The sequence below is a fragment of the Streptomyces sp. NPDC048192 genome (assembly GCF_043202415.1).
GTDB lineage: Bacteria > Actinomycetota > Actinomycetes > Streptomycetales > Streptomycetaceae > Streptomyces.
Window position 1 is genome coordinate 126,417 of the sequence record NZ_JBIDAL010000022.1, and the last position, 8,752, is coordinate 135,168.

8 protein-coding genes and 1 pseudogene are annotated in these 8,752 nt (G+C 72.2%); 6 read left to right on the forward strand and 3 right to left on the reverse strand.

Annotation, left to right across the window (positions count from 1 at the left end):
• The first annotated feature begins 113 nt into the window (after nucleotides 1-113).
• The 4 genes from nhaA to ACGFZN_RS35610 all read left to right on the forward strand — a co-directional run bounded on the left by nhaA (nucleotide 114) and on the right by ACGFZN_RS35610 (nucleotide 3,529).
• Nucleotides 114-1,553, forward strand: a complete 1,440-nt coding sequence (gene nhaA, locus ACGFZN_RS35595) for a Na+/H+ antiporter NhaA (RefSeq protein ID WP_393862596.1) — start codon at nucleotides 114-116, stop codon at nucleotides 1,551-1,553.
• Nucleotides 1,554-1,701: 148 nt separating this feature from the next.
• Nucleotides 1,702-2,190 (forward strand): phage holin family protein, encoded by a 489-nt coding sequence (locus tag ACGFZN_RS35600; protein ID WP_393862597.1) that lies wholly within the window; start codon nucleotides 1,702-1,704, stop codon nucleotides 2,188-2,190.
• Nucleotides 2,187-3,107: an alpha/beta fold hydrolase gene (locus tag ACGFZN_RS35605; protein WP_393862598.1), complete on the forward strand. Its 921-nt coding sequence runs from the start codon at nucleotides 2,187-2,189 to the stop codon at nucleotides 3,105-3,107. Before ACGFZN_RS35600 ends, ACGFZN_RS35605 begins: the two co-directional genes overlap by 4 nt.
• Before the next feature lie 242 nt (nucleotides 3,108-3,349).
• On the forward strand, nucleotides 3,350-3,529 hold the full coding sequence (locus tag ACGFZN_RS35610) for a hypothetical protein (RefSeq protein WP_393862599.1): 180 nt from the start codon (nucleotides 3,350-3,352) through the stop codon (nucleotides 3,527-3,529).
• Between the two features lie 15 nt (nucleotides 3,530-3,544).
• On the opposite strand, the gene ACGFZN_RS35615 is transcribed toward ACGFZN_RS35610, so the two are convergent.
• Genes ACGFZN_RS35615 through nth form a run of 3 tightly spaced genes read right to left on the reverse strand, consistent with a single transcriptional unit; the run spans nucleotide 3,545 to nucleotide 6,740 of the window.
• Nucleotides 3,545-4,744: a MarP family serine protease gene (locus ACGFZN_RS35615; protein WP_393862600.1), complete on the reverse strand. Its 1,200-nt coding sequence runs from the start codon at nucleotides 4,742-4,744 to the stop codon at nucleotides 3,545-3,547.
• A 13-nt stretch (nucleotides 4,745-4,757) separates the two neighbouring features.
• Nucleotides 4,758-5,483: an NUDIX hydrolase gene (locus ACGFZN_RS35620; RefSeq protein WP_393862601.1), complete on the reverse strand. Its 726-nt coding sequence runs from the start codon at nucleotides 5,481-5,483 to the stop codon at nucleotides 4,758-4,760.
• A 54-nt stretch (nucleotides 5,484-5,537) separates the two neighbouring features.
• Nucleotides 5,538-6,740 carry an endonuclease III gene (gene nth / locus ACGFZN_RS35625; protein WP_393862602.1) on the reverse strand — a complete coding sequence of 401 codons (1,203 nt, stop codon included), beginning with the start codon at nucleotides 6,738-6,740 and terminating at the stop codon, nucleotides 5,538-5,540.
• A gap of 276 nt (nucleotides 6,741-7,016) precedes the next feature.
• Between nth and ACGFZN_RS35630 the strand changes: the two genes are divergently transcribed.
• Complete coding sequence (locus tag ACGFZN_RS35630; protein WP_014674022.1) at nucleotides 7,017-7,691, forward strand: Crp/Fnr family transcriptional regulator; 675 nt, start codon at nucleotides 7,017-7,019, stop codon at nucleotides 7,689-7,691.
• A 144-nt stretch (nucleotides 7,692-7,835) separates the two neighbouring features.
• A pseudogene (locus ACGFZN_RS35635) lies at nucleotides 7,836-8,662 on the forward strand (nucleotidyltransferase).
• Nucleotides 8,663-8,752: the final 90 nt, after the last annotated feature.

Genomic DNA, 8,752 nt, shown 5'->3' on the forward strand with positions numbered 1-8,752 from the left:
CAAAGACTGGTAAAGTGGCAGGCTCAGGGTGTGCCGGGAAGTCTGGTCGGCGACGCCGTCGGCGACCGCGCGCGACGGCGTGATCATCGTCGTACGACCCGGAGGTCCCCGCCGTGGCCGCGCCCCGCACCCGCACCGCCCGCAAGGCCCTCGGACGCCTGTCCCTGCCCGAGCGCGCCTTCGTCGCGGACGCGCTGCGGACCGAGACCGTCGGCGGCGTCCTGCTCCTCCTCGCCGCCGTGACGGCGCTGATCTGGGCGAACATCCCCGCCCTGCACGACAGCTACGAGTCCGTCAGCCACTTCCGCCTCGGCCCGGGCGCACTCGGCCTGCACCTGTCCATGGCGCACTGGGCCGCCGACGGCCTGCTCACGGTGTTCTTCTTCGTCGCCGGCATCGAGCTCAAGCGGGAACTGGTCGCCGGGGACCTGCGCGACCCCAGGGCGGCCGTCCTGCCCGTGGTGGCCGCGCTGTGCGGGATGGCCGTACCGGCGCTCGTCTACACGGTCACCAACCTCACCGGACACGGCTCGGCACAGGGCTGGGCGGTACCCACCGCCACCGACATCGCGTTCGCGCTCGCCGTCCTCGCGGTGATCGGCACCTCCCTGCCCAGTTCGCTGCGGGCCTTCCTGCTCACGCTCGCGGTGGTCGACGACCTCTTCGCGATCCTGATCATCGCGGTCTTCTTCACCGACCGTCTGGACTTCACCGCGCTCGGCGGGGCCGTCGCCGGGCTGGTGGTGTTCTGGCTGCTGCTGCGCAAGGGCGTCCGCGGCTGGTACGTGTACCTGCCGCTCGCCGTGGTGATCTGGACGCTCATGCACCACAGCGGAGTGCACGCCACCATCGCCGGCGTGGCCATGGGCCTGATGCTGCGCTGCACCACCCGGGAGGGTGAGCGGCGCTCGCCCGGCGAGCGCGTCGAGCACCTGGTGCGGCCCTTCTCCGCCGGGCTCGCGGTGCCGATGTTCGCGCTGTTCAGCGCGGGCGTAGCCGTCACGGGCGGGACGCTCGGGGACGTGTTCGGCAGGCCGCAGACGCTGGGTGTGGTGCTGGGGCTGGTGCTCGGCAAGACGATCGGCATCTTCGGCGGCGCCTGGCTGGTCGTCCGCTTCACCCGCGCCTCCCTCAGCGAGGACCTCGCCTGGGCGGACGTCTTCGCGGTGGCCTGCCTCGCCGGCATCGGCTTCACCGTCTCCCTGCTCATCGGCGAACTCGCCTTCGCCGGGGACGCCGTCCTCACCGACGAGGTCAAGGCGTCCGTCCTCGTCGGCTCGCTCATCGCGGCGACGTGCGCGACGGTGCTGCTGAAGATACGCAACGCCAAGTACCGCAGGCTGTGCGAGGAGGAGGAACGCGACGAGGACCGCGACGGCATCCCGGACGTCTACGAGCTGGACGACCCCGCCTACCACCTCCGTATGGCCGAGATCCACGAGCGCAAGGCCGCCGAACACCGGCGTATCGCCGCCGAGAAGGCCGCCGTGGGGCGCCACGGGCTTCAGGAAGTGCCGGGCGGGGCAGGCGAGGAGGACGACCGTCCGGCATGATCTGACGAGACGGTACAAAACAAGACGGCCACACCGGCGGGCCCGCCGGCCACGTACGACGTCCTGCGCAGGGATCCCCGCGCGCACGACGTCACGACGGCACGGCACCGGCACGCCGCGGCACAACAGACCTCTGAGGGAGAACGCGATGAGCGCACCCGACGGCAGCCCGGTCGGCGCCGAACGCAGCATCGGCCAGCTGTTCGCCTCGGCGACGACCGAATTGTCGGCGCTGGTGCACGACGAGATCGCCCTGGCCAAAGCCCAGCTGAAGCAGGACGTCAAGCGCGGCGCGACCAGCGGCGGCGCGTTCACGGCGGCCCTCGTGCTGCTCGTCTTCTCGCTCCCGATGCTCAACTTCGCCCTCGCCTACGGCATCCGGACCTGGAGCGGCTGGAACCTGGCGATCTGCTTCGTGCTGTCCTTCGCCGCAAACGTGCTAGTCGCCGGCCTCCTCGCCCTGATCGGCGTGGTGTTCGCGAAGAAGGCCAAGAAGGGCAAGGGCCCGCAGAAGGTGGCCGCCTCGATGAAGGAGACGGCGAACGTCCTGCAGCACGCCAAGCCGCACCCGCGCGCGGAACTGTCCGAGGACCGGGCCCCCGCGGCCATCGAGGCTGTGGCACGCTCACAGTCATGACGGAACCCGCCCCCTCGGCCGTACGGATCGAAGGTCCCTGGCTGCACAGGGACGTCGCCGCCAACGGCGCCCGCTTCCACATCGCCGAGCTCGGCGACGGCCCGCTGGTGCTGCTGCTGCACGGCTTCCCGCAGTTCTGGTGGGCCTGGCGGCACCAGCTGGTCGCGCTGGCGGACGCCGGCTACCGGGCGGTGGCGATGGACCTGCGGGGCGTCGGCGGCAGCGACCGCACGCCCCGCGGTTACGACCCGGCGAACCTCGCGCTCGACGTCACCGGCGTGATCCGCTCGCTCGGCGAACCGGACGCGGCGGTGGTCGGCCACGACCTGGGCGGCTATCTGGCGTGGACGGCCGCGGCGATGCGCCCCAAGCTCGTCCGGCGGCTCGCCGTGGTGTCCATGCCGCATCCCCGGCGCTGGCGGGCGGCGATGCTGCGGGACGCCCGGCAGACGGCCGCCAACTCCTACATCTGGGGCTTCCAGCGGCCGTGGCTCCCGGAGCGTCAACTCACCGCGGACGGCGGCGCGCTGGTGGGCCGGCTGATCCGGGACTGGTCCGGGCCGCGGCAGCCGGAGGACAAGACGCTGGAGACCTACCAGCGCGCCATGTGCATCCCGTCGACCGCGCACTGCGCGATCGAGCCGTACCGCTGGCTGGTGCGCTCGCTGGCCCGGCCGGACGGCATCCAGTTCAACCGCCGGATGAAGCGCCCGGTCCGGGTGCCCACGCTGCATCTGCACGGCTCGCTGGACCCGGTGACGCGCACGCGCAGCGCGGCCGGTTCGGGCGAGTACGTCGAAGCGCCGTACCGCTGGCGGCTGTTCGACGGCCTCGGACACTTCCCGCACGAGGAGGACCCGGCGGCGTTCTCGACCGAGCTCGTCAACTGGCTGAGGGACCCCGAGCCGGACCGGTGAAGCGCCGCCGGGCAATGGCGTGACGAACGCCGGTGGCGGCGGGCGCCGGTGAGCGACACCCGGAACCGGTGAAGTTCACCCGTACCGGTGATGTGTGCCGGTGACCGTGCGGTGACGGTTCGATGCGTGGAGTATCCGGTTCCTGAACAGTTGTCCCCCGAACGGCCACATGCCTGCCGCATAGGCCAATTGGACGGCGCTCAGGCGGTTATCGACCTTCGGGCAGGGGCACACGTCCGGGTATGGGCTGGACGCACGACTACAGTGACGCACCCCGCAACCGCCGTTCCACCGGCGGTGTCAGCACGCCTCAGCGAGGCACCCCGCAACTCGCGGAAGGGGACCTCCGGGTGGGGATCCCGCGCATCCTGCGCCGCCGCGCGCGCTGGGTCTCGGTGCGTCTGCGTCACCCGCGCGGCTGAACGCCGGCCGCACGCTCACAGCGCGCAGCTGTCCGTACCCACCTGCTCGTTCGCCGCACGCCCCTGGGCGATGTCGGGCCGGATCTCGTCCGCCGTGAGGGCGTAGCCGGTCTCGGCGTCGTCGAGGGACTTGGCGAACACCACGCCGTACACCCGGCCGTCGGGGGTGAGCAGCGGGCCGCCCGAGTTGCCCTGGCGGACGGTCGTGTACAGCGAGTAGACGTCACGGCGGACGGTGCCGCGGTGGTAGATGTCCGGGCCGTTGGCCGTGATGCGCCCGCGCACACGCGCGGCGCGCACGTCGTACGAGCCGTTCTCCGGGAAACCCGCGACGATCGCGCCGTCGCCGCCGGCCGCGTCCTGGGCGGAGAACCGCAGGGCGGTCGCCTTCAGGTCGGGTACGTCCAGTACGGCGATGTCGCGCTTCCAGTCGTACAGGACGACCTTGGCGTCGTACTTGCGGCCCTCGCCGCCTATCTGCACGGTGGGCGCGTCGACGCCGCCGACGACGTGCGCGTTGGTCATGACCCTGCGGTCGGCGAACACGAAGCCGGTGCCCTCCAGCACCTTGCCGCAGCTCTGCGCGGTGCCGGTGACCTTGACGATGGAGCGCTGGGCGCGCACGGCGACCTGGCTGTTCGCGAGCGCCGGGTCGGGCGGCCGGACGTCCTTGATCGGCTCGTTGGCGAACGGGCTGAAGACCTGCGGGAAGCCGTTCTGCGCGAGGACGGAGGAGAAGTCCGCGAACCAGGTGTCGGCCTGTGCGGGCAGCGCCCGGGAGACGCCGAGCAGCACCTTGGAGCCGCGGACCTCCCGGCCGAGCGTCGGCAGGGTGGTGCCGGCGAGGGCGGAGCCGATCAGCCAGGCCACCAGCAGCATGGCGACGACGTTGACCAGGGCGCCGCCGGTGGCGTCCAGGGCGCGGGCCGGGGACCAGGTGATGTACCGGCGCAGCTTGTTGCCGAGATGGGTGGTCAGGGCCTGGCCGACGGAGGCGCAGACGATGACGACGACCACGGCGACCACGGCGGCGGTGGTGCCGACGTCCGCGTTGTCGGTCACGGCGTCCCAGATCACGGGCAGCACGTACACGGCGACGAGACCGCCGCCCAGGAACCCGATCACCGACAGGATGCCCACGACGAAGCCCTGGCGGTAGCCGACGACCGCGAACCACACGGCCGCGACCAGCAACAGGATGTCCAGCACATTCACGGAGGACACCCTGTCATGCGTGCCAGTCCAGCGGGACCTGCTTCTCCCTGTCCCAGGGGCGCTCCCAGCCCGCGTAGTGCAGCAGGCGGTCGATCACACCGGCCGTGAAACCCCAGACGAGAGCCGATTCGACCAGGAATGCCGGGCCCCGGTGGCCCCTGGGGTGGACGGCGGTGGCGCGGTTGGCGGGGTCCGTGAGATCCGCCACGGGGACCGTGAACACCCGCGCCGTCTCGTTGGGATCGACGACGCCGACCGGGCTGGGCTCGCGCCACCAGCCGAGCACGGGCGTGACGACGAAACCGCTGACCGGGATGTACAGCGCGGGCAGCACACCGAAGAGCTGGACGCCGGACGGATCGAGGCCGGTCTCCTCCCGGGCCTCGCGCAGCGCGGCTCTGAGCGGGCCGTCGGTGTGCGGATCGCCGTCCTCGGGGTCGAGCGCGCCGCCCGGGAAGGACGGCTGCCCCGCGTGCGAGCGCAGCGAGCCGGCGCGCTCGATCAGCAGCAGCTCCGGGCCGCGCTCGCCCTCGCCGAACAGGATCAGCACGGCCGACTTGCGGCCCGAGCCGTTCTCCGGCGGCAGGAAGCGGCTCAGCTGCAGCGGCTCGACCGTCTCGGCGGCCCGCACCACCGGGTCCAGCCAGTCCGGCAGCCCCTCCTTGCTCAGCGTCACCCGACCGCGCGCCGCCGCACCGCGCGTCACCGCACCGCCCCGCGTCTCACCGGTCCTCGCCATCGCCACCCCCCTCGCTCCGCCTGTCCAACGTCCGAGGACCCCGAGATCGTTCCGTCACGCGGCCCCCAGAGGCGGGGCCGGCCTGCCGCCCGCGTCCAGGTAGGCCTGCGGGGGCTTCAGCCGCTGGCCGGGGAAGCCGCCCTTCTCGTACTTCAGCAGCTTCTTCGCCTTCTCCGGGTCGGTCTCGCCCTCGCCGTAGGCCGGGCAGAGCGGGGCGATCGGGCAGGCGCCGCAGGCGGGCTTGCGGGCGTGGCAGATGCGGCGCCCGTGCCAGATCACGTGGTGGGACAGGTCGGTCCACTCGCTCTTCGGGAACAGCGCGCCGACGGCGGCCTCGATCTTGTCCGGGTCGGTCTCGTCGGTCCACCGCCAGCGCCTGACCAGCCGCTGGAAGTGGGTGTCCACGGTGATCCCGGGCCGCCCGAAGGCGTTGCCGAGCACGACGAACGCGGTCTTGCGGCCGACGCCGGGCAGCTTGACCAGGTCCTCGAGCCTGCCGGGCACCTCGCCGCCGAAGTCCTCCACGAGGGCCTTGGAGAGCCCTATGACCGACTTGGTCTTGGCCCGGAAGAACCCGCAGGGGCGCAGGATCTCCTCGACCTCCTCCGGGTTGGCGGCGGCCAGGTCCTCGGGGACCGGGTACTTCGCGAAGAGCGCCGGGGTCGTCTGGTTCACGCGCAGGTCGGTGGTCTGGGCCGACAGCACGGTGGCGACGAGCAGCTGGAAGGGGTTGTCGAAGTCCAGCTCCGGGTGGGCGTACGGGTACACCTCGGCAAGCTCGCGGTTGATACGGCGGGCGCGGCGGACCAGGGCGGTACGGGACTCACCGCCCGGCGGCTGAACGGCGACCTTCTTGACGGGCGCCGCCTTCTGCACGGCGACGGGCTTCCCGGTCGCCACGACCTTCTCGACCGGGGAGACCTTCCTGGCGGAGGCCTTCTTGGCGGAGGCCTTCTTGACGGGCGCCTTCTTGGCGGGGGCCGTCTTCGTGGCTGCCTTCTTGGCGGGGGCGGCCTTCTTGCCCTGAGCGGACCTGGCCGGGGCGGTCTTCTTGGCGGCGGTCTTCTTGGCCGCCGTGGTCCTGCCACCCGCCGTCTTCTTGGCCGCCGGGGCCGTCCCCGCCGCCGCCTCTCCGGCCCCCGTCTCCTTGCCCGCCCCCGTCTCCTTGCCCGCCGCCGTCTTCCCGGCGGAGCCCCGAGTTACCTTTTTTGCCGTTTTTCCGGTTTTCCTATCACCGCCGGGGCTCTGTTCGCCCACAGCGGAATCGCGACGTACAACCACCCGCTAAGCCCCCTTGGCCTGTGCTCTCACCGGCGATTTGGACACCCGGCCAGCCTAGGGCCCGGCACCGACATCCGCCCCGGACCCCGAGGACCGGCCCCCGATTGGACCCCTGACGCTTACCTCGGGACACCTGTGCGGCATCCTTGTGACAGATCACACTGTTTGGACCGTCCGGCAAAATGGGGAACACGGTCCCCTGGCACTCGGGGGAGCAAGATCCCCTGAGCAGGTCGACAAGGAGAGAACTCAGTGGACGACGTTCTGCGGCGCAACCCGCTCTTCGCGGCTCTCGACGACGAGCAGGCCGCGGAGCTTCGCGCCTCCATGAGCGAGGTGACCCTCGCACGCGGCGACTCCCTCTTCCACGAGGGCGATCCCGGCGACCGGCTGTACGTCGTCACCGAGGGCAAGGTCAAGCTGCACCGCACCTCCCCCGACGGCCGCGAGAACATGCTCGCCGTCGTCGGCCCCGGCGAGCTGATCGGCGAGCTGTCGCTGTTCGACCCGGGCCCGCGTACGGCGACCGCCACCGCGCTGACCGAGGTCAAGCTGCTCGGCCTCGGCCACGGCGACCTCCAGCCCTGGCTGAACGCCCGGCCCGAGGTGGCCGGCGCCCTGCTGCGCGCCGTCGCCCGCCGTCTGCGCAAGACCAACGACGCCATGTCCGACCTGGTCTTCTCCGACGTCCCCGGCCGCGTGGCGCGCGCCCTGCTGGACCTGTCGCGCCGCTTCGGCGTGCAGTCCGAGGAGGGCATCCACGTCGTCCACGACCTCACCCAGGAGGAGCTGGCCCAGCTGGTCGGCGCCTCGCGCGAGACCGTGAACAAGGCGCTGGCGGACTTCGCCCAGCGCGGTTGGCTCCGCCTGGAGGCGCGGGCCGTCATCCTGCTGGACGTGGAAAGGCTGGCCAAGCGGTCCCGCTGACGCCCGCCGCTGCCGTACGACGCCGTACGATCCGGGGTCCGCTCCTCGCGAGCGGGCCCCGTCGTCGTCACCGGGCCGCTCCGCGGCCACGGGGCGCGCCGTGAACGCGCCGCGCGTCCGCCTCGCAGCGGTCAGAGTGGCCCCATGGCTGAAACGATCCTCCGGCCCGGGCTGGACGAGCAGGGCTTCATCGCACGCGAAGGCTCCCTCGCGCGCGTGCCCGGCGTCTTCCGTCCCGTCGTGGCCGCGGCGCGCGACCGGCTGACGGCTGTCTTCGGACCGCGGCTGCACAGCGCCTACCTCTACGGCTCGATCCCGCGCGGCACCGCGCGCGTGGGCCGCAGCGACCTGGACCTGCTGGTCGCGCTCCGGGACGAGCCGGCCGACGCCGACCGGAACGCCGTACGGGCGCTCGGCGAGGCCGTCGACGGGGAGTTCCCGCAGATCGACGGCGTGGGCACGCTGCTGTACGGCCGGGACCGGCTGCTGAGCGAGCGGGAGCGGTACGACCTGGGGTGGTTCGTGGCCTGCCTGTGCACCCCGCTGCTCGGCGAGGACCTCGCCGAGCACCTGCCGCGCTACCGCCCGGACTCCCTGCTCGCCCGCGAGACCAACGGCGACCTGGCGCTGTGCTGCCCCGCTGGCGGCAGCGGATCGCGGACGCCGAGGACACCGATCAGGCCCGGCGGCCCCTCGTGCGCTTCATGTCCCGGCATCTCGTCCGCACCGGCTTCACGCTCGTCATGCCCCGCTGGAACGGCTGGACGAGCGATCTGCGCGAGATGGCCGAGGTGTGCGGGGCGTACTACCCCGAGCGGGCCGCCCAGTTGCGGACGGCGGCGCGGTACGGCCACGAGCCCGTCGGCGACGCCGGGGTCCTGCGGTCGTACGTGGACGACCTGGGGCCCTGGCTCGCCGGCGAGTACGCGCGCGTGCACGGCGTGAAGGCGCCCCGGCCGGACGGCCCCTAGGCAGTTTCGTTTGGATCAGTCGGTCGTTGGTCCGGGTGTGCCGTTAACAGATGCGCAGTGGGCGCGGATCGAGCCGTTACTCCCGGACCG